The sequence below is a fragment of the Erysipelatoclostridium sp. An173 genome, from assembly GCF_963931465.1.
In the GTDB taxonomy this organism is placed as follows: Bacteria; Bacillota_I; Bacilli_A; order Erysipelotrichales; family Coprobacillaceae; genus Thomasclavelia; species Thomasclavelia merdavium.
Genome location: NZ_OZ007017.1, coordinates 1,399,068 through 1,419,223, shown reverse-complemented (window position 1 = coordinate 1,419,223; position 20,156 = coordinate 1,399,068). Strand labels below are relative to the sequence as shown.

Sequence of the window (20,156 nt, the reverse complement as noted above, 5' to 3'; positions counted from 1 at the left end):
GCATAAATCAAAAGGACAATGATGAAATTAAAATGGAAATTTTAATTAATTTTCCATTTTTTTCTTTATCCTTTTTTCAATTATTCGGAAAATAGCTATAGTTTTGTAAACTATTTATGAAATAAAAAATAGGAGGTGAAATAACTAATGAGCGATTCAACAATCTTGAATGTAGAAAAAAACAAGGAGATATTTATCGAACAGTGCAATAAGCATATCAAACGTGAGGGTATCAATGATTTATTGGACTATCTTCAAAATGAAACTGACTTTTTTGAAGCACCTGCTTCAACTAGATTTCATTTATGCTGTAGAGGTGGTTTAGCTATGCACTCTTTAAATGTATTCAAAAGACTAATTTATGAATATAAAATAGAACATCAAATCAGTAACCTGCCTGAACTAGATGATAGTGTTTATGAGACATTGACGATCATTTCGCTGTTTCATGATATTTGCAAAGCTAACTACTATAAAATAGATGTACGCAATGTAAAAGAAAAAGGATTGTGGGTGAAAAAGCCATATTATGCAGTAAATGAAAAGTTTGCATTAGGACATGGTGAAAAATCAGTAATAATGTTAATGAAGTTCATGAAACTAACCGATGAAGAAATAGTAGCTATTAATACTCATATGGGTTTTTCTGATAAAAGAGTTATTGGCGGAGACTATTCCATTCTTAATGAATGGGAAAATTATCCAGTAGCTGCATTGCTACACGTAGCTGATTTAAAAGCAACTAAGATTGATGAAAGGGATATATAACTGAGAAAGGAAAAAGAAGAAATGGGAAAGAGCATGAAACAATGTTTCGGATTTTAAACAAATTGGCTAAATGATACAAAATAACAAGTAAATCAACAAAAATAAAAACACAGGTCAAGACATGACCTTTCGGCTGGAACATAGGGCACTGGTCCGAACTCCAATAGTCGATAAATCCTGAAGAAGATACTACAGCTACTGATACATCTGACAAAACAGTTGCTGATAAAAACACTTCTGAAGTTTCTGATACTGCATCAAATGATACTAGTAAAGAAAATTATACATCAGTATCTACAGGTGATGATGTCAGCTTTATTTGTTTTCTAACTCTTGCTTCAATTGCAGGTGCCGGAATCATATTGACTATCAAAAGAAAAGTATCTAATTAAAATCAAATGTACAATTAATTAATAAATTGTATTTCAAAAAAAGCAAATCTCTTTAGCTAATAAGTTAGAGAGATTTTTTTCAATTATTCGGTCTTTGATTCGTTTTTGCTACGATATTTATAGAAAATAAAAAGGAGGTTTATCTTTTGAAGAAAATAGAAGAAGTTTTTTGTATGCGCTCGGAAGACGAATATTCTGAAAAATTAAATAAGCTGACTAAAAAAGGGTATAAAGTTTCAAACAAAAAAATAGTACGTTCTGAAAAACTGGGATATTATTTTATAATATCAATCGATTATCGTAATCAAAAGTATGTCGAAGAATAATCTTAAATATCTAGCGATAATTGCAATGACATTGGATCATGTAACTGTCCTTATACCTGACATGATTATAATGAACTATATATTTCATTTTATCGGTAGAATAACAGCTCCTCTCATGTGCTTTTTCATATGTGAGGGATATCATCATACATCAAATTTGAATATGTATGCACTTAGATTGATGTTGTTTTCACTAATATCGTGGATTCCATATTCAATATTTAAATATGAACTGATAACAATAGAATTTAGCATAATAACTAATCTTTTGCTGGGATTAATGATGATATATGTATTTGACCATGAAAAAGAGATATTAAATAAGATAATATACATGCTAGTTTTTCTAGCATTATCAATTTACTGTGATTGGTTTTTATTCGTACCATCTTGGATATTGATATTTCATGTTTATAGAAAAGATGTTCACAAACGAAATGTTGCTTATACTATTATCTCTATATTCTATTGCCTGTTTGTTATAATTAATGGCAATGGTTTAACAGAACTCCTATGGGCAGGTGGTGTATTTGTAGTTCCGTTTATTTTAACCCTTTATGATGAAAAGAAAGCCAGTAATAGTAAATACAAAATTTCTGTTTATAATAAATGGTTTTTCTATATATACTATCCACTTCATTTAATGATATTGCAATTATTAAAATAATATAGGAGGTTTTTAAATGAGAATCAAGTTTTTGTTTGGATGTTTGTCAATTGTTCTTGGCTTGCTTACCATAGCTATATTTATACGATTTATTGTTTGGATGATTTTTAAAAAATGAATTTAAAAGAGGTGAAATGTTGTGGAAAATGAAGAAAATATTAAAATAAATTTGCATGTTAAAACTAATGTCAATGGTCATTATTATATCAACGGTACATGCAATGCATATACAGAAGGTTTGGAAAAATATTATGGACATCCTGATATTCAGATTGTATTATGGTTTTCTGATGATGAGAGATTTTTTCCTTACTTTTTTGGTGAATTTATCAGCAGAATAGCGATTGGGGAAGTGTTTGAAGATGGAAAAATTATTAAGAGCAAAATTATTTCCAACGATTTGCGTGTAGAATCTCATATACAGGATGGCAAAAAATACATGCGTATTGTTATTGCTGATAAGAATGGAAAATTTCCTGAAGATGATGACTGTGATTCTTTGTATAAGCTTCAGGCATTTGAATTGAATGATTTATTTGAAGATGCTTTAATCAATTAATGATGATGTTATTTAAAAAATAATATGATTTTGAGCCTGCTTGAAATAGCAGGTTTCTTTGTATATTTGTTTCAATTATTCGGCATTATACGTGTTTTCTGTATCATATATGTATATTAATTCGAAAGGAGAAGACTGATGAAATATTATGCTGTAGCAAAGGGAAGAAAAACAGGAATCTTCACGACCTGCTTTCGGCATGGCTGCCGGAGGCGGAAAAGTTTACACGGGAGATCGGGAAACAGAGCGCCTATATCGACAGCCTGAAAAAGAAAATCGGGCAGGAAAGCGACTATGCGGGGCGGCTGCGTGACGAGAAATACGCAGAGGAATTAAAGGTGCAGAAAGCCAACCAGAAGATATTTGAGTTACAGCGCACCAATCAGCAGTTGGAACGCCTGCTTAGGAAAATCCCGCCCGAAGTATTGGAAGAATTGCAGAAATCGAATAGAAATAAGTCAAGAGAAAGGTAGGAAAGCCATTGAAAAAACAGGATTTTACCGTATTGAAGATTGCGGATTTACACCCGTTCCCCGATAACCCGTTCCATCTGGTGGAGGACGAACTGCTGATGGAACTTTCTGAGAGTATCAAGGAGTTTGGTGTGGTAACGCCCATCATAATCCGCCCGAAAGAGGACGGGAACGGGTACGAAGTCATCGCAGGGCAGCGGCGTGTCCGTGCCTCACAGCTTGCAGGGATAGAGACAATCCCTGCTTTTGTTTTGCCCTTAGACCGTGACCGGGCGATTATTACCCTTGTGGACAGCAATATCCAGAGGGAAAATATCCTGCCAAGCGAACGGGCTTTCGCTTACAAGATGAAGTTGGAGGCGATGAAAAGGCAGGGATACCGCACGGATTTAACTTCTGACCAAGTTGGGCAGAAGTTGACTTCCGTGGAGACAGTGGCAACAGCAAAGCAATCGGGAGACAGCCGCACACAGGTACAGCGATATATCCGCCTGACCGAGTTAATCCCGCCGATTTTGCAGATGGTGGACGAGGGGCAGATTGCCCTTACCCCTGCGGTGGAACTGTCCTTTTTGAAGAAAGACGAGCAGGAAAACCTGCGGATTACGATAGAGAGTGAGGACGCTACCCCCTCTCTTTCGCAGGCGCAGCGCATGAAAAAGTTAAGCCAGATGGGGCGGCTTGATATGGATACCATCTTTGCGATTATGACCGAGGAAAAGGCAAACCAGAGGGAAACCGTGAAAATCGGTATGGACAAACTGCGGAAATATTTCCCCAGAGGCACAACGCCAAAGCAGATGGAGAATTATATTATCCGCTTATTAGAGCGTGAATTACAGAGGAAACGAAACCGTGACAGCCGATAATCTTCTATTCTCGGCGGGTAACAGACAGAAAGGACGGGGCTTTGATGAAAGAAATCCAGTATGAAATCGTAAAGGAAATCGCTGTCCTCTCCACGGGCGACAGTGGCTATACTAAGGAAATCAACCTGATTGCGTGGAACGGGAACGAGCCGAAGTACGACATCCGCAGCTTTTCCCCTGCCCGTGAGAAATGCGGCAAGGGCATTACACTGACAAAGGCGGAGGCGGAGAAACTCCTTGCGGCTCTGAAAAAGGAATTAAAGCAGTGAGATTTTGAAGGGAGGTATGCCTATGGCAAAGACAGCGGTGCGCCCGAAAATCATCGTGCAGGCGGTTTACACGGGCGGCGCAGATATGCGGGAATTATTTATTTCCCTGCTTGTAAACGAGGTGCGGAGGGGAAAATCCTCTCCCCGCACCTTTGAGATAATCAAACTTCCGCAATACAATGAGGGCAGTACAGATACAAAGGAGGCGAGCTGAATGGCAATGTTAAGTTAAGGGCGGCTCTGTACTGCCGCTTATCAAAGGACTATATGCTGCAGGGCGACAGCGAGAGTATCAAAACGCAAAAAGCCATGCTGACGCAGTACGCAAAGGAACATGGCTTTCTGGTGGTGGAAATCTATGTGGACGATGGGTACAGCGGATTAAATTTTGACCGTCCGAGCTTTAACCGTATGCTCGATGACATCGAGGCGGGCAAGATTGATGTGGTCATTACGAAAGATTTATCCCGTCTGGGGCGTGACCATCTAAAGGTCGGACACTTCACGGAGATTTACTTCCCGATGAAGAATGTGCGGTATATCGCAGTCAATGACGGTGTGGACACCGCCAACAAGAACAACGATATAGCGGCTCTGAAAAATGTGATGAACGAGTTTTACAGCCGGGATAATTCCCGCAAAATCCGTTCCTCAATACGAGCGAGGGCAAAAGCGGGGCTGTACCGTTCTTCCTTTAATCCCATCGGCTACCGCAAATCCCCCGACAACCACAACAGGCTGATCGTGGACGAAGAAACAGCGTGGATTGTGAAACGGATCTTTGAGCTTGCCAACGCAGGCATGGGAACGCACAAAATCGCTGTTGTATTCCGTGAGGAACAAGTACCCTGCCCGTCATGGTGGCTGCACAGCCGGGGCGAAAAGGACTACTCCAAGCGGTTTGAAAATCCAGAGAACAAGTATGAGTGGTCGCACACCGTCATACGAAATATCATCTCCAATCCCCTCTATCTGGGGCATTGCGTGATGTGCAAGACTGAGAGTATCTTCAAGGTCAACGCCTCAAAGAAAGTGCCAAAAGAGGACTGGATTACCGTGGAAAACACCCATGAGCCGCTTGTGACGCAGGAGGTCTTTGACGGGGCAAACGAGAAGATTTTGAGCCGCAGGCGGGATACCACCGATAACTTTGTCTCTCCCTTTGCGGGGCTTGTGAAGTGCGGCACTTGCGGAAAGGCGTTAGACTTGCGCTACTGGACGGGGAAAAGACACAGGATTTATGTGTGTACCACCTACGCCCACGACACCAAAGCCTGCACAGACCACCGCATTTTCTATGAGGATTTATACAAGGCGGTGCTTGCGGATATTCAATACCACGCCCGCCTTGCCTATGAGGACAGAGAAAAAGCGGTGGCTCTGGCAATCAAGATGAACGCCAAAGCGGACGGGAGCAAGGGGAAAAACAACGCCGACAGGCTGAAAGCGGCAAAGAAACGGTATGAGGAAGTGACAAGGCTGTTTGACCGTCTGTATGAGGACAGTGTATCGGGGCGTATCTCCCATGAGAATTTTAACCGTCTGATGGATAAGTACCAGACCGAGCAGGAACAGCTTTTAGGGCAGATACAGGCTTTAGAAACCGCCATGCAGGAGGTTAAGAACAATCAGCAGGACGCTCTCAGGTGGGCGGAACTGATGGCACAGTATGTGGGAATACAGGAGTTGACTGCGGAAAATCTTAATCTCCTTGTAGAGAGGATTGAGGTCTATGACCGCACGGAAACCAATGCCGGGGCAGAACAGATGATTAAAATCTGTTACCGCTTCGGCGGCTACATAGGGGAACGGGTATTTTCCGCAAAGGTGCTGAAACACCCTTGCAGGAAAAAGACCTGCCCTCTCAAAGAAAGGAAAGGCTATGGGAAAATATCACTTGTATCTTAGCGAGGAAGAAAGGCAGCTTGTTCTCCATGCTCTGATTGACTTCCGCAACAAACTGATTGCAGCAGGCAGATATACGGACTGTGTGGACGAGCTGCTGATAAAGGTCATGTACGCAAAGACGAAAAAGATAAAAATACGGTAATGGAGGGAATGACAATGACGAAATCAATCTTTGAACAGTTGGGCGGTGCTTATGAACAGCAGGGGGATTATCTTCTCCCCTGCCTTACCGTGCCAGACGAAAAAGAACAGTCCATAGGCGTATGGGGGCAGCGGCACTTGCGGTATCTGAAAGAGTACCGCAGAGCCACCTACATAACCCTGTTCACAAGCGGCAGGCTGAACGCTTACCTTGCCGACATCGACAGGCAGGCGCAGGAGCGTATGGATGCCATGCTACCCCGCATGATGGAGATGGCGGGTGTTACCGAAGAACTGAAAGCCAGTGACCCCATGCGTTGGGTGCAGATGATGAACACGCTGAAAGCGCAGGCGGAGGAAATTGTGCTAACGGAAACGATTTATCAATATTTTTGACAAATGGAGGCTGTTGTTACAGTCTCCGTTTTACTTAGTAAGTATTGCTTATTTCGTTCTCTCAAAATATAATATATCTAAAAGCGAGGAGGTATGATATGGAATACATGACATTAAAAGAAGCAAGCCGGATTTGGAAGATTTCCCCTCGGATGATCAATTATTATTGTTCCGCAGGGCGTATTCCAGGTGCGGAAAAAATGGGGACAGTCTGGCTTATCCCAAAGAATGCAACAAAACCATTAGACGGACGGAGAAAATCTGCCGGGCAATCAGGAGGAGAACATCATGATTGAAGTTTATTATGCAGAAGATGATGAAATGATTGGCAAATCTGTAAAAGAATATTTGGAGCATCAGAATTGCAAAGTGGCTGTTTTTAATAAAATTGTCGATGTCAGGAAAGCGTTAATCGGTCACTTGCCTACTGTCGTCTTACTAGACTGGAATATGCCTGACGGGCAAGGAAACGAATTATGTCTCTGGATACGGGAAAGATGGAAAGCCCTTCCTATTATCTATTTGACAGTCCGTAGCGATTCCCACGACATTGTTACCGGCTTTCAAAACGGGGCAGATGATTATGTGGTGAAACCTTTTGACCTTGCGGTTTTGTATTTTCGTATTTTGGCACTGTTACGAAGAACTGCAAGCGTAACCGACACAAAGCTATTCTGCGATGACCTAATGTTGGATAAGGAGAAAACGGCTGTCTATGACGGGCAGAAAGAAATCGTTGTAAGCCAGCCGGAGTACCGCATTCTGCTGATTCTGATGGAAAACAAGGGAAAAACGATCACCAGAAACCAGCTATTAGAGCAGGTTTGGGATCGCAGCGGGAATTATGTAAATGATAATACGCTGACGGTCACAATGAAAAGATTGCGGGAAAAGCTGAATCATCCAGCTTGCTTAAAAACGATCCGAAGTTTTGGCTACCGCATGGAGGACACACAATGAGCGAAAAATGGAAACAAAAAATACTTCTGATTTTTCCGTTTGCTGTTCTTGCGGCAGGCATGATATTTACCGCCACTTTCTTCCTGCACACGTATCGGCAGATTGCATTTGAACACACCTCGGCATTATGCGAAACCATATTGGAAAATTCTCCTGAAGCAGAGCCGCAGCTATTAGCGGCTCTGAAAGACTATCATTCATTGACAGAACAAGAACTCAGAGGCAACGATTATCTGGAAAAATACGGATACCGGATCGATGATTTTTGCTATGATTTTCCGCTGGATACAGTGCTTTTCCCGATTCTATTTTCCCTTGCGACCGCTTGTGCTTTTGGGGCTGGAATCTTTCTGTCCCACAGAAAAAATCGAAAGAGGATTGATGATTTGACCGAGTATTTAGAGCAGGTTAATATCGGTGCTGGCGGGACATTGATACAGACGAAGGAAGATGAATATTCCCATTTGCAGGACGAAATATACAAAACTGTCACGATGCTTTATCAAACAAGAGAAACGGCAGTTGCCTCAAAGAAAAATTTTGCAGAGAACCTGGCTAATATCGCACATCAACTGAAAACGCCGATCACAGCGGCCTTTTTGTCGTTGCAGCTTATGGAAAAAGAAATTCCAGGGGCTTACGCAAAACAGGTCAAACAGCAGTTGAAACGATTAAACCGTTTGGAAGAATCGTTGCTTATGCTTTCCAAAATTGATGCTGGAACGCTGCCGCTCAAACGGGAAAAGGTCGATCTTTATACGGTATTAAATTTGGCGGCAGATAATCTGAACGATTTATTGCGGAAAAATCATATTACTGTTGAAATTCCAGAAAATGGATGTATTGAGTTTTTGGGGGATTTAGAGTGGACAATGGAAGCCCTCATCAATCTCATAAAGAATTGTATGGAACATTCCAAACCGGGCGGCGTAGTCCATTGTGACTACTCAGGCAATCCTCTCTATGTAGAAATTCGGGTATGGGATGACGGGGCTGGTTTTGACACAGAGGACTTACCGCATCTTTTTGATCGTTTTTATCGGGGACGGTGTGCGATTGGAGATGGAATTGGAATTGGCCTGGCTCTTGCCCGTTCCATTTTTGAATTGCAGAACGGAACCATAACCGCCTGCAACTTGCAAAATGGCGGTGCTTGTTTTGAAATAAGGATATACAGTCACTGAGATGTCACTTTACTTTGTTATACTGTACGCAAGACCATTTAGTAGAGAGGAGAAAGTGACATGGAAATACTAAAATGTGAAAATGTCCGAAAGGTATATGGCTCTGGAAACAATCAGGTCGTGGCGTTGGATCACATTGACTTGTCCGTACAAAAAGGAGAATTTGTAGCAATCGTAGGGGCATCCGGTTCGGGAAAATCTACACTGTTGCATATTTTGGGAAGTGTGGATAAGCCGACAGAAGGGAAAGTCTTGATAGAGGGGACAGAACTATCTGCCATGAACCGAACACAGGCAGCCATTTTCCGGCGCAGAAAGGTTGGGTTGGTCTATCAGTTTTATAACCTGATCCCCACCCTTACCATCCGAAAAAATATACTCATGCCGCTCCTGTTAGACAAACGCAAACCCAATAAAGAATACTTTGAGCAGATTGTACATTCCCTGGGAATCGAAGATAAACTGGAATCGCTGCCCAGCCAGCTTTCCGGCGGACAGCAGCAGCGAGTTGCTATCGCCCGTTCTTTGATCTATCGCCCGGCGCTGTTGCTTGCTGATGAACCGACCGGCAACCTGGATCGGAAAAACGGAGAGGAAATTATTGACTTGCTAAAATTATCTAACCGTAACCTGAAACAGACGATTCTTTTGATTACCCATGATGAAAAGATCGCATTGGAGGCGGATCGCGTTATTACCATAGAGGACGGGAAAATTGTCGGCGATCAGAAACGGAGGTAAGGATATGTGGAAAGACTATTCGATAGGATTCATCAAAAAGAATCGAGCTTCCAGCGTATCCGTTCTGGTTGCGGCGTTTATTTCTGCTCTATTTCTTTCTTTGCTGTGCGGTTTGTTTTATAACTTCTGGAATTATGAAATAGAATCTGTTGTTTCAGAAGAAGGAAATTGGCAGGGACGCATCAGCGGGGCGTTCGAAGAAGATGAAGTGTCTGAAATTGAAAATTTCGCCAATGTAAAAACGGCAATAATCAATGAGGATTTGTCAGGCGATCAAACTCTTGTAGTTGATATTTGCTTTGATAACATGAGGGCTGTGTATCAGGATATGCCTCTTATCGCCCAGCAGTTAGGTATTCCTGAAACTTCCGTATCGTATCATGAATCACTGTTGTCAAGTTATTTCATCAACGATCCGCAGGACAGCAATCCGCCCTTATTGATGGCTTTTTATCTCTTTGTACTCCTGCTTGTGTCGGTGTCTTTGATTTTAATCATTCATAACTCGTTTGCTGTATCTATGAATGCCCGTGTACATCAGTTTGGTATCTTTTCCAGCATTGGGGCAACGCCGGGGCAAATTCGCACCTGTCTTTTACAGGAAGCGGCGATGCTTTGCGTGATTCCTGTTTTGATCGGAAGTTTTGTCGGAATCGCTTTGACCTTCGGAGCCATCCAGGCAGTCAATATTCTCGCCGATGGTATTGTCGGCAGACATGAAGCTGCCTTTGCCTATCATCCGCTGGTGTTTGCAGTCACGATTCTGACCTCGTTTTTGACGGTGCTGATTTCTGCTTGGCTGCCAGCCAGGAAATTGAGCAAGATGACCCCACTGGAAGCCATAAAAAATACGGGAGAATTACAGCTAAAACGGAGAAAAAAATCCCGTATTCTTGCGCTTTTATTTGGAACCGAAGGGGAACTTGCCGGGAATGCGCTGAAAGCACAGAAAAAATCTCTGCGAACCGCCACGCTGTCGTTGACCCTTTCCTTTCTGGGCTTTGCTCTCATGCTGAGTTTTTTTACTCTCTCTGGAATCAGTACAAACCATACCTATTTTGAACGCTACCAGGATGCCTGGGATGTGATGGCAACGCTTGAGGACACAAGGATTGAGGACTTCTCTCATACGGATGAAATCCATGCTTTGGCTGATACAGACAGTGTGATTTATCAAAAGGCAAACGCCGTTTGTTCTATTGGGGCGGACGCTGTCAGCGAAGAAGTAAAAAGTCTGGGTGGTCTTGAAACAATCGCCGGAAGCGATGTCAGTATGGCAGATGGGATTTATACCATTCAGGCTCCTATTGTAATCATGGACGACAGCAGCTTTGCCACGTATTGTGAGCAGATTGGCGTTTCCTCAGCGGAAAACGGGAGCGTTGTTTTGAACCGTATTTGGGACAACATAAACAGCAATTTCAGATACAAAGAATATGTTCCGTTTCTGTCAGAGAACCAGGACACGATGACTTTACAAAACCTGGAAGATGCGGCTGCAACTGTGGAGATTCCGGTTTTGGGCTTTACAAAGGAGCCGCCGGTTTTGAGAGAAGAATATGATAACTATGCTTTAGTCCAATTTGTGTCGCTTTCCACCTGGAAACAAATCGAAGAGACGATTGGAAATGCTGAACCAGACACCTATATCCGCATTCTTTCAGAAAAAGAAAGAACCCTGACAGAACTGAGTATGATTGAAACCGAGCTGACGAATGTGCTGGGGCATGACATTTCTTTCGAGGTAGAAAACCGGATTCAGGAAAAGATAGACAATGATGCCATGCTGAACGGATACAAACTGATAATTGGGGCGCTGTGTGTGTTGCTGGCCTTCATCGGGATTGCTAATGTATTTTCCAACACGTTGGGATTTATCCGGCAAAGGAAAAGAGAATTTGCGAGATATATGTCCATTGGCATGACGCCAGAAGGTATGCGAAAAATGTTTTGGATCGAAGCCCTCGTTATAGCGGGTCGCCCCGTTCTGATCACGTTGCCGATTACGGTTGTGTTTGTGTGGTTGATGATAACGGCAAGCTACCTGAATCCAATGGAATTTTTGTCAGTGGCCCCCATTGTTCCCATCCTACTTTTTATCGTGGCACTTTTGGGCTTTGTCGCACTGGCATATTACCTGGGTGGCAGGCAAATCTTGAAGTGCGATCTGGTAGAAGCTTTGCGAAGCGACTATATGATATAAATCAATATGAATATTGCCCTGCCGGACGACGGCAAAAGAAAAAAAGCCGTCATGCAGCAGACAATCGTCACGCCCAAAAGGATACGGCGGCTTTGAAGAATATTTCAAGGCCGCCGCTTTTGATATTTATCCCTATTTTATGGCGGTTTGGGAGAAAACCGTTATGAGGATTACAAGAATCAGAGAAAAGTTAAGAATTATCGTACTAGAGTTAAAAAAAGTGTATCTGACATAAGAAGAGTTTTTACTTATAACGACCTGGGATGAATGCAAAACTCAAGTAATTGGCTTTTCAGGGGCTAAATTCAAATCATTTCAAACCAGGGAAGAAGCTGAGAAGTTCATTGGGAATGGTAAAAAGAAATATGCTGTAATTAACAATACTGATTTTGATGCTGATTCTATCAAAGACGAAGAAAAGGTATTCGCTTATGTTGATGGAAGCTATGTTCCGGGTTTCTATGGTAGCGGAATTATCATGATCAATTTAGATGGAGAAGAAGTGTCAACGTTAAGCTGTAAAGGAAGCGAACCGCCTTATCTGGAAATGAATAATGTAGGTGGAGAAGTTAATGCCAGTATGATTGCCGTTAAATCAGCAATCAGTATGGGATACAAGCTGATTACAATTCACTATGATTATGCTGGGATTGAATGCTGGGCAACTGGCGAGTGGAAAAGAAATAAAGAAGGCACAAAAGCTTATAAGAAATTTATTGATGAAAATTCGAAAGATATTATTATTGAGTTTAAAAAAGTTAAGGCTCATGCTGGAAACAAGTACAACGAAATTGCTGATGATCTAGCTAAACAAGCCGTTGGTATCTACTGATTAATATCTTAAATCAAATTATAATTAAAGAAAGATGGTGATAACAAATGATTTTAAACTTTATCTGTTTAGCGATTGGAACTGTCATCGGATGGCTTGTCTGCTGTATTATGACGACATCCAAAAAGCCAGATAGAAAATAATTAATGTTTTAACCGGTGCAACATAAGCACCTTTTATTCTTTTTTTGTTTCAATTATTCGGTTAAATAATTAAATTTTGTAATATCAAGATCTGACATCCTCCCACAGTTAAAACCGTGGGGTTCCTTATATTCACTCAGTATCACCATACCATATAGATATGGATATAACTGATTCTTTCAGGATTTATCGACTATTGTAGTTCGAACCAGTGTCCTACACTCCAGTCGAAAGGTCATGTCTTGACCTGTGTTTTTATTTTTGTTGATTTACTTGTTATTTTGTATCATTTAGCCAATTTGTTTAAAATCCGAAACATTGTTTCATGCTTGTTCCCATTTTCTTCATACTGTCAATCAATTTATCATGCATCACTATAAAATTATCAAATCTGTTAATAGTAAAATAAAGATAACCAAAAAGGTTGGTATAATAATTACCAGTTTCGGTAATGAAAAACTATCCTAAGGTTATCTTTTTTGATAGAATCTTCTGTATTCAAATACAGGAGATTATTATGGAAAGAAATATTATAGGAGATTTATTAATTTTGAAACAAATGAATATTAAACCAAACTTTAGCGAACTTGCCAGAATCTACGATATGGATAGACATACAGTAGCTAAATACTGGCGTGAAGGAGGAATAAAAAAAGTGGAACGTAAACCTAGAAAAAGTATTCTGGATAAATATAGCGATGAAATCACTAGATTGTTTGAGAAGCCTGGTGTTCATAAACGTGCTGCATATGAGTATCTTCTAGACAGGTATGGTGAGGACAATATCGGAACTTACAATAATTTTAAATATTACACTTGGAAACGTGATATGAAGCCACAAAAAACTGTCAAGCCTCATGTCAGATATGAAACAAGGCCTGGCCAACAATTGCAGGTAGACTGGAAAGAAAATCTTAGAATGACGACCATTCATGGTGAAGTCATAGAATTCAATCTCATGACATCTACACTTGGCTATTCACGTGAACATATATTTGTCTATACCAAAGGAAAAACAACTGAAGACTTCCTTAGATGCATCATCGATACCTTATACAGGCTTGGAGGAACCCCTGAACATATACTTACTGACAATATGACAGCTGTAGTGAGCATTACTAATGGCTCTAAAAGAAAGCATCAGAAAATCAGAGCCTTTGAAAAGGATAGCGGCATGAAGATAAGGCTATGCAAAACAAGAAGTCCACAGACAAAAGGAAAAGATGAATCAGCCAACAGATTCATTTCCTGGCTGAATGCATATGATGGCGAGATTGAAAATGAAGAAGAACTTATCCATCTTATTGAAAAGATCAATAGACGAGTCAATAACACCATCAATCAGACAACGAATATGCCGCCGCATGTTCTCTTTGAAAAAGAAAAGGAATATCTCAGACCCTTACCAAACAAAGTGATGCTCGATAGCTATGTAGATAATGTCATTACGCAGATAGTGCCACCAACACTACTGGTTACCTACAATGGATCTGGATATTCCGTTCCTACAAAGTTTATCAACAAAAGAGTCAAGCTAGTACCAATTGAAAATAAACTTTATGTATATTTTAACACAGAACTTGTGACAGTACATCAAATAAACAAAAATAAATTCAACTACAAACACGATCATTATCAGGAGGCACTGCATCATACAATCTGCAACAAGGATATAGATATCGATGCAATTGCAGAAGAAAATTTAAAACTGCTTGAAAGGATAGGTAAATAAGGATGGCAACAAACTATAACAGGCTCATGAACAATCTGGAAACATTGAAGCTCGATCGCATAAGAGAATATTTAGATACATATATAAGCATGGTAAATGAAGGAAAGAAGGATATGGTGGAAGCACTATATGAACTGACTAATTTTGAAATGGAACTTAGGAATGAACGAGCGATGAACGCATGCGTGAAGGTGGCCAATTTCCCATATATAAAAACATTTGAGGATTTTGATTTTTCATATCAGCCTTCGATCAGCAAGGAGCAGATACTTGATTTTAGAAATCTCAGATTTATGGAAAAAACAGAAAATATTCTTCTCATTGGAACCCCAGGTGTAGGAAAAACACATCTGGCGACATCAATTGGAATAGAAGCAGCGAAAAACAGAAACAGTACATATTTCATAAACTGCAATGATCTCATCCTACAGCTAAAAAGAGCCCATCTAGAAAACAGACTAGAAACACGATTGAAATTCTTTGCAAAATATAAGCTACTTATCATAGATGAGGTAGGGTTTCTTCCGCTGGATAGCGAATCATCGAATCTTCTTTTTCAATTGATAACAAAAAGGTATGAGAAACATTCAACAATCATAACAACCAACAAATCACTGTCACGATGGGGAGAGGTTTTTGGTGATAATGTATTAGCGAATGCAATCTTAGACAGACTTATTCATCATTCACATATCATAAATATCACAGGAAGGTCATATCGAACAAAGGATAAGATATCCATGATTGAGGATGATGATCATAACAACCAGAACTGGTGAAAATTAAACTAACACTTTTGGTAAATTTTATATTGACATTAACAAAATCCTCTTATACACTTATCGCGATCGGTGAAGTTAAGCTCTTCATTGGTATTTTTTATCAGATAGGCACTGTACAGATCCCGCTGCACTTTATGATCTCCAATTATTTTTATCCTTTGATTGATGGAACATTTTATGCAGGTATCACTTATATGATCATACTGACTGGCTTTGAATTCTTTTGTATCGATATATTCAAAGGCAGCACTATATAATTCGCATTTTCTTTTAAGTATCGTCAGCAGTGAGGCAGGTGCTCTATTATTCATGCTCTTGCCATAGCGCTTTTTTTTTCTTTAATTTGCGGATCATGATGATCGTACCATCATTCTTTTTGAATGGTGTGTATTCCTGCTTTTTCTTGGTTTTCTTTGTTTTCTTTTGCAGTGCCTTGAAATTCATCTTTTCAACGATGAATTCATCAGCAGTCATTATCAGTCTGTTGGCCAGTATCTCATGACACTGCTTGATATATGCTGCTTTCTGCCTGTATACTGCCGTCAGCAGTCTTTTCTTCTTCAGACAGGTTTTGGAAAATATCCACTTGTCTTTATTTCCTTCTTTGAATGTACCATCAGATTTATATTTGTTGGGATTGGTTATCCTCTGCGAAATATCGATGCTACGTTGCAGCTTGACGATCTTTTCATTATATTCCTTACAGCGAGGTGCCAGTTCCTCAAGGATCATGACATCATCACCAACGCATGCCATCGTAGAAACACCAGGATCGATTCCCATACGTCCTTTACCAGTTTTACTGATCTTTTTAGGTGCTTCACCATCAAGATAGATGATGACATAATAATGCCAGCCATCCGAAAACATCTTTCTTGAGATCTCACAGTATTTGATCTTATGATCAAGGCTCTGTTCGATATAGGCAGGATTCTTTTTATTTTGTTTAATCTTGCATTTCATTTCAAGGCCAAGCCAGCTGACTGTCATCGTTTCTTTATCGAACTTAGCACCATTAGCATTGCTTTTGCCACCAATATTGAGATATCTGCTGTTAGGTTTAAAATGCAGTTCTTCACCACTGTTGAAAAGGATGTTTTCGACACCCTTCCATACTCTGGTTGCTATCTTCTGGAGCTGCTGTGAAGAAAGGCATTTTCTATATTTTGGACCGCTTTTTTTGATGTATGCCTGTAATGCATGTTCGGTCAAACAATAGTTTTTTCTGATGATGTTCATCTGTCTGGCTAGTGATTTTTTAAGTTTCTCTTCATCCTTTGACAGTTTATGATCAGGATCGTTGAACCCGATATAACTGTCACGCAGTTCCTGATATTCTTTATCATGATCGAGCTGAATCAGCAGTTTTCTTGCATGCTTGACGATCGTATTATGGACTTTACTTGCAGCATAGAATCTTTTGATCATAATCTGTCTGTCATATTTTGTTGTTTTTAGTGGAATCGTCAAAGTATGCATTATTACACCTGCCTTTCTATCATTTGTTTTTCTGATTTTCAATATACCGTTTGATAGTTGATGAACTTACATCACCAGCTGTACTGACAAAATAAGATTTTGTTCAAAGCGATGGCATTTTCCTCAGCTGTTTGAATTCTTTTCTTAATTTTATGGAAGTACAGCCTTTTAAGATCTTTACTATTTCTGATACCCTGATGTTTGGAGATGCATTAACAAATAAATGAATATGATCCCTATCACATTCCATTGCAATTATTTTAATATCATTATTATTGCAGACTTCAATAATAATTTCTTTCAAACGTGATTCAACATCAGGTATATCAAATATCTTTCTTCTATATCGAGGGCAGAAGATAATATGATAATTGATCATTGAAATACATGTATTAGATCTTCTATATTTATCTATCATAAATTTAGAGTATCATGTTTGATCAAATATCCGAATAGTTGTAGGAATTTTTGATAAAAACAATCATCATGTAGACAGTATATAATAAACAGAAAACGATCCGAATAATTGTAGAACATATTAGAAAATATTTTCTATAACTGTTTTCTTAAATGTTCGCTTTCATCCCACGGTTGAAACCGTGGGCTTTCCCGCTCATTTTTTTGTAATTCTATATTTAAGGAGGAAAAAACAAATGAAATTATTAAATTTAAATCCTGGTATTATTGCTGGTGCGATAATACTTGTGGCAATCATTGTATTGATTATTATTATTTTGCTCACTGGATATGTTAAAGCATCTCCAAATAGAGCGTACATTATTTCAGGTTTTAAAAAGAAGCCTAGAGTGTTAATTGGTACTGCTGGTATTAAAATACCATTCTTCGAAAAGAAAGACGAGTTGATGTTGGATCTGGTTTCAATTGAAGTTAAAACATCTTCTGCGGTACCAACAGCGGATTACATTAACATTAATGTAGATGCTGCTGTTAATGTTAAAATTTCTGATGATCCAGAAAAAATTGCTTTAGCAGCTCAAAACTTTTTGAATCGTTCTATCGATTATATTGCATCTGTTGCAAGAGAAGTACTAGAAGGAAATATGAGAGAGATCGTCCCTTTTGATAATCTTCACCTTCAGGTAGTTCTTCTCCTTTTTGGATAGCGGCTAATCGCTGTGTATCAAACGCACCAATTTCAAAGGTTGCACTAGTAACCGGACCTAAATACAATCTCGAAACATTGAGAGAGGCTGTATTTACCAGAGATCAATACACATGTCAGATATGTAATAAAGGTATCAAAGATGGCGCTATATTACGTGTTCATCATGCGTTGTATTGGCAAGGACGACATGGTAGCCAGCTGGACGAGCTTATAACATGCTGTACAGAATGTCACACACAGGCAAACCATGAAAAAGGTGGTAAGCTGTATGGCTATGAACCTAAAGAATTTCATGATCTTACTGGTGCAGCAGTAATGAATCAGATACGTTGGCGTATATATAGTGGTGCAAAAGAGATAGCACCTGGTCTTGATATTCATCTCACTTATGGAGCCTATACTAAAGCAAAACGAAAATTTTTAGGATTGGAAAAATCACATGTCAATGATGCCTATGCTATGGGTGATGTTCATCCATCGATACGAGCTGAAATACGTGTATACCAGAAAATGCGTAGAAACAATCGTATTCTTGAAAAATTATATGATGCCACTTACATCGATAAACGTGATGGCAAGAAACAAAAAGGAGCACAGCTAAGTTCTGGCAGGGTATCACGAAACAAAAATCTATCAGGAGAAAATTTACGTCAATATCGTGGTAATAAGATCAAAAAAGGAAGGCGAACCATAAGAAAGGACAGATATGAGTATCGTCCTGGTGATATGATATTCTACAAAGGTTTATTATATCGAGTTAAAGGTTGTGTAAATTATGGTAGGTATATTGTATTGGAAGACTTATCAAAAGGGGTGAAAACAAATGCAATCAAAAGAGCAAGATATTGTGGTGGTTATAAACAATTATAAAAAGAGTTGGCAATTCACCTCCGACTGATCCAGTTGGTCAGACGGAGTACTCTTGCTGGTAAATAGAAAAGTTCAAATACAAGGAAAAATACGATTTTTGCGAGGATTTTTCTAATGTATATAATGGAATACCTGAAGGCAAAATAATCTGAAAACAATGTAAAGATAATCAAAAAAATGACCAACCAATCAAAAAGGAAAAAGGTAAATATAGCGTATTGAATCAATAATTTTTAACTGATATAATAAACTCGGAGCAATAAAATTTAATATGTCCTTTAATATTTGTTCTGAATACTTGACCAAACAGTAGAGCTTTCCTAACTGCTTCTACTGTTTTTTTGTATTCCATAATTATTGCATGATGATTTAGGATTTTGTATAATCAGCATAAGCTTAAATAGTATGTAGAGGATAGGAGAATAATAATGAAAAAGTACAAAATATATCGTGCAGGAAAAGATGTATACAAAAATATAAAAAAACATGTATTGATTGGTGTTGAACTTGGAGAGAATATAGAAGATGTATTTGAAGATATTCAGGATTGTATTACAGCCGATATGGTTGAAGATGCTAACTGTCCATATGATAGTTTTGTAAATAAGTATATAGAAATAATGCCACCTGTTGAAGGAAAATATGATTATGTTGCCTTAGGAATAGCTGTACCAACAGGTAGCGCCCCAGAAAATATTGTTGTTGATTATGGTATCATTGAAGAAGATGCAATTGAATTTTAAAAATCTGAATATACTTATTAAACTACAGATCGTTCTGTAGTTTTTTTTGTGACTTATTCTCCAAATATTCGGAAATTAATCAACTATTGCTAACATATAATTGTAAAAATAAAAGACATTGATTCAATTAAAAAAGAGGTGAAAAAATTGTATAAAGTAGATCAAGAAAATAAATTTTCATTGCGTTTCAACGATTTAATCAAAGCACAAGGATTATCTGTCATACAGGTTGCTGAAAATACTGGAATCTCAAAATCATCATTGTATGATTATTTGGCAGGGAGACATACTCCGTTGTCAAACCATATCGTTATATTGAGTAGATATTTTGGTGTGACTACAAATTGGCTTATGGGTGAAACCGACGGAGAAAATATTAATGATAATAGAAGTATCATTAAATTAGTAGATGACTTTCTAAGTAAAAAGGGTTTTGAAAAAGGTGTATACGATGATAATAAGATGGCTAATTCTTATTATGACAACAAAACAAATAATGTTGTTTTAATATCACTCATCAATCCCAGCAATCCTTTATATGGACCATATAAATCATTACATGAAAAAAATTAAAAACAATTTCCAAAAAATTT

Annotated in this window: 21 protein-coding genes and 2 pseudogenes; 21 read left to right on the top strand and 2 right to left on the bottom strand. The window is 39.0% G+C overall.

All coding sequences use genetic code 11. The features are described from left to right. Positions 1-147: 147 nt before the first annotated feature. The 17 genes and pseudogenes from ABGT36_RS07190 (at position 148) to istB (ending at position 15,342) form a co-directional block, all read left to right on the top strand. A complete protein-coding gene (locus tag ABGT36_RS07190) occupies positions 148-768 on the top strand; it encodes a hydrolase (protein ID WP_346677435.1) in 621 nt (206 codons plus the stop codon). 538 nt (positions 769-1,306) lie between these two features. Further along, a complete protein-coding gene (locus ABGT36_RS07185; RefSeq protein ID WP_346677434.1) occupies positions 1,307-1,486 on the top strand; it encodes a hypothetical protein in 180 nt (59 codons plus the stop codon). An 806-nt stretch (positions 1,487-2,292) separates the two neighbouring features. Next, positions 2,293-2,712: a hypothetical protein gene (locus ABGT36_RS07180; RefSeq protein WP_346677433.1), complete on the top strand. Its 420-nt coding sequence runs from the start codon at positions 2,293-2,295 to the stop codon at positions 2,710-2,712. Between the two features lie 185 nt (positions 2,713-2,897). Further along, a pseudogene (locus ABGT36_RS07175) lies at positions 2,898-3,185 on the top strand (plasmid recombination protein); the annotation flags it as partial. Between the two features lie 8 nt (positions 3,186-3,193). Next, complete coding sequence (locus ABGT36_RS07170) at positions 3,194-4,054, top strand: ParB/RepB/Spo0J family partition protein (RefSeq protein WP_346677432.1); 861 nt, start codon at positions 3,194-3,196, stop codon at positions 4,052-4,054. Positions 4,055-4,098: 44 nt separating this feature from the next. Then, positions 4,099-4,323, top strand: a complete 225-nt coding sequence (locus ABGT36_RS07165; protein ID WP_337493430.1) for a PC4/YdbC family ssDNA-binding protein — start codon at positions 4,099-4,101, stop codon at positions 4,321-4,323. A 22-nt stretch (positions 4,324-4,345) separates the two neighbouring features. Next, positions 4,346-4,537, top strand: a complete 192-nt coding sequence (locus tag ABGT36_RS07160) for a hypothetical protein (RefSeq protein WP_346677430.1) — start codon at positions 4,346-4,348, stop codon at positions 4,535-4,537. Next, positions 4,534-6,231 (top strand): recombinase family protein, encoded by a 1,698-nt coding sequence (locus tag ABGT36_RS07155; protein WP_346678635.1) that lies wholly within the window; start codon positions 4,534-4,536, stop codon positions 6,229-6,231. The genes ABGT36_RS07160 and ABGT36_RS07155 overlap by 4 nt, the downstream gene beginning before the upstream one ends. Before the next feature lie 156 nt (positions 6,232-6,387). Next, entirely contained in the window at positions 6,388-6,768 is a 381-nt protein-coding gene (locus ABGT36_RS07150) for a TnpV protein (protein ID WP_346677428.1), read from the top strand. 98 nt (positions 6,769-6,866) lie between these two features. Then, positions 6,867-7,064 (top strand): helix-turn-helix domain-containing protein, encoded by a 198-nt coding sequence (locus ABGT36_RS07145; protein ID WP_346677427.1) that lies wholly within the window; start codon positions 6,867-6,869, stop codon positions 7,062-7,064. Beyond that, complete coding sequence (locus ABGT36_RS07140; protein WP_346677426.1) at positions 7,057-7,728, top strand: response regulator transcription factor; 672 nt, start codon at positions 7,057-7,059, stop codon at positions 7,726-7,728. The genes ABGT36_RS07145 and ABGT36_RS07140 overlap by 8 nt, the downstream gene beginning before the upstream one ends. Next, a complete protein-coding gene (locus ABGT36_RS07135) occupies positions 7,725-8,912 on the top strand; it encodes a HAMP domain-containing sensor histidine kinase (protein WP_346677424.1) in 1,188 nt (395 codons plus the stop codon). The genes ABGT36_RS07140 and ABGT36_RS07135 overlap by 4 nt, the downstream gene beginning before the upstream one ends. Positions 8,913-8,972: 60 nt before the next feature. Further along, complete coding sequence (locus tag ABGT36_RS07130; protein WP_346677422.1) at positions 8,973-9,653, top strand: ABC transporter ATP-binding protein; 681 nt, start codon at positions 8,973-8,975, stop codon at positions 9,651-9,653. A gap of 4 nt (positions 9,654-9,657) precedes the next feature. Beyond that, a complete protein-coding gene (locus ABGT36_RS07125) occupies positions 9,658-11,856 on the top strand; it encodes an ABC transporter permease (protein WP_346677420.1) in 2,199 nt (732 codons plus the stop codon). 250 nt (positions 11,857-12,106) lie between these two features. Continuing rightward, positions 12,107-12,688: a ribonuclease H family protein gene (locus tag ABGT36_RS07120; RefSeq protein ID WP_346678633.1), complete on the top strand. Its 582-nt coding sequence runs from the start codon at positions 12,107-12,109 to the stop codon at positions 12,686-12,688. A gap of 660 nt (positions 12,689-13,348) precedes the next feature. Continuing rightward, positions 13,349-14,563: an IS21 family transposase gene (istA, locus tag ABGT36_RS07115; protein WP_346677418.1), complete on the top strand. Its 1,215-nt coding sequence runs from the start codon at positions 13,349-13,351 to the stop codon at positions 14,561-14,563. Positions 14,564-14,589: 26 nt separating this feature from the next. Continuing rightward, positions 14,590-15,342 (top strand): IS21-like element helper ATPase IstB, encoded by a 753-nt coding sequence (gene istB, locus ABGT36_RS07110; RefSeq protein ID WP_346676893.1) that lies wholly within the window; start codon positions 14,590-14,592, stop codon positions 15,340-15,342. Between the two features lie 306 nt (positions 15,343-15,648). On the opposite strand, the gene ABGT36_RS07105 is transcribed toward istB, so the two are convergent. Together ABGT36_RS07105 and tnpA are read right to left on the bottom strand one after the other, a co-directional pair. Then, a complete protein-coding gene (locus ABGT36_RS07105; RefSeq protein WP_346677417.1) occupies positions 15,649-16,824 on the bottom strand; it encodes a hypothetical protein in 1,176 nt (391 codons plus the stop codon). A 19-nt stretch (positions 16,825-16,843) separates the two neighbouring features. Further along, positions 16,844-17,242 (bottom strand): annotated as a pseudogene (gene tnpA, locus ABGT36_RS07100) (IS200/IS605 family transposase). A gap of 235 nt (positions 17,243-17,477) precedes the next feature. On the opposite strand from tnpA, the gene ABGT36_RS07095 reads away from it, so the two are divergent. The 4 genes from ABGT36_RS07095 (at position 17,478) to ABGT36_RS07080 (ending at position 20,136) form a co-directional block, all read left to right on the top strand. Next, a complete protein-coding gene (locus ABGT36_RS07095) occupies positions 17,478-17,948 on the top strand; it encodes a flotillin family protein (protein WP_346677416.1) in 471 nt (156 codons plus the stop codon). 77 nt (positions 17,949-18,025) lie between these two features. Further along, positions 18,026-18,820 (top strand): hypothetical protein, encoded by a 795-nt coding sequence (locus ABGT36_RS07090; RefSeq protein WP_346677414.1) that lies wholly within the window; start codon positions 18,026-18,028, stop codon positions 18,818-18,820. Positions 18,821-19,248: 428 nt separating this feature from the next. Then, positions 19,249-19,563 carry a hypothetical protein gene (locus ABGT36_RS07085; protein WP_346677413.1) on the top strand — a complete coding sequence of 105 codons (315 nt, stop codon included), beginning with the start codon at positions 19,249-19,251 and terminating at the stop codon, positions 19,561-19,563. Between the two features lie 147 nt (positions 19,564-19,710). Further along, positions 19,711-20,136, top strand: coding sequence for a helix-turn-helix transcriptional regulator (locus ABGT36_RS07080; RefSeq protein ID WP_346677411.1), 426 nt, complete (start codon positions 19,711-19,713; stop codon positions 20,134-20,136). Positions 20,137-20,156 lie beyond the last annotated feature (20 nt).

Coding starts and splice junctions, on each gene's coding strand:
- ABGT36_RS07165 (WP_337493430.1), top strand. CDS start 4,099: ATGAAAGAAATCCAGTATGAAATCGTAAAGGAAATCGCTGTCCTCTCC.
- istB (WP_346676893.1), top strand. CDS start 14,590: ATGAACAATCTGGAAACATTGAAGCTCGATCGCATAAGAGAATATTTA.
- ABGT36_RS07140 (WP_346677426.1), top strand. CDS start 7,057: ATGATTGAAGTTTATTATGCAGAAGATGATGAAATGATTGGCAAATCT.
- ABGT36_RS07145 (WP_346677427.1), top strand. CDS start 6,867: ATGGAATACATGACATTAAAAGAAGCAAGCCGGATTTGGAAGATTTCC.
- ABGT36_RS07085 (WP_346677413.1), top strand. CDS start 19,249: ATGAAAAAGTACAAAATATATCGTGCAGGAAAAGATGTATACAAAAAT.
- ABGT36_RS07125 (WP_346677420.1), top strand. CDS start 9,658: ATGTGGAAAGACTATTCGATAGGATTCATCAAAAAGAATCGAGCTTCC.
- ABGT36_RS07105 (WP_346677417.1), bottom strand. CDS start 16,824: ATGCATACTTTGACGATTCCACTAAAAACAACAAAATATGACAGACAG.
- ABGT36_RS07095 (WP_346677416.1), top strand. CDS start 17,478: ATGAAATTATTAAATTTAAATCCTGGTATTATTGCTGGTGCGATAATA.
- ABGT36_RS07135 (WP_346677424.1), top strand. CDS start 7,725: ATGAGCGAAAAATGGAAACAAAAAATACTTCTGATTTTTCCGTTTGCT.
- ABGT36_RS07190 (WP_346677435.1), top strand. CDS start 148: ATGAGCGATTCAACAATCTTGAATGTAGAAAAAAACAAGGAGATATTT.
- istA (WP_346677418.1), top strand. CDS start 13,349: ATGGAAAGAAATATTATAGGAGATTTATTAATTTTGAAACAAATGAAT.
- ABGT36_RS07130 (WP_346677422.1), top strand. CDS start 8,973: ATGGAAATACTAAAATGTGAAAATGTCCGAAAGGTATATGGCTCTGGA.
- ABGT36_RS07150 (WP_346677428.1), top strand. CDS start 6,388: ATGACGAAATCAATCTTTGAACAGTTGGGCGGTGCTTATGAACAGCAG.
- ABGT36_RS07160 (WP_346677430.1), top strand. CDS start 4,346: ATGGCAAAGACAGCGGTGCGCCCGAAAATCATCGTGCAGGCGGTTTAC.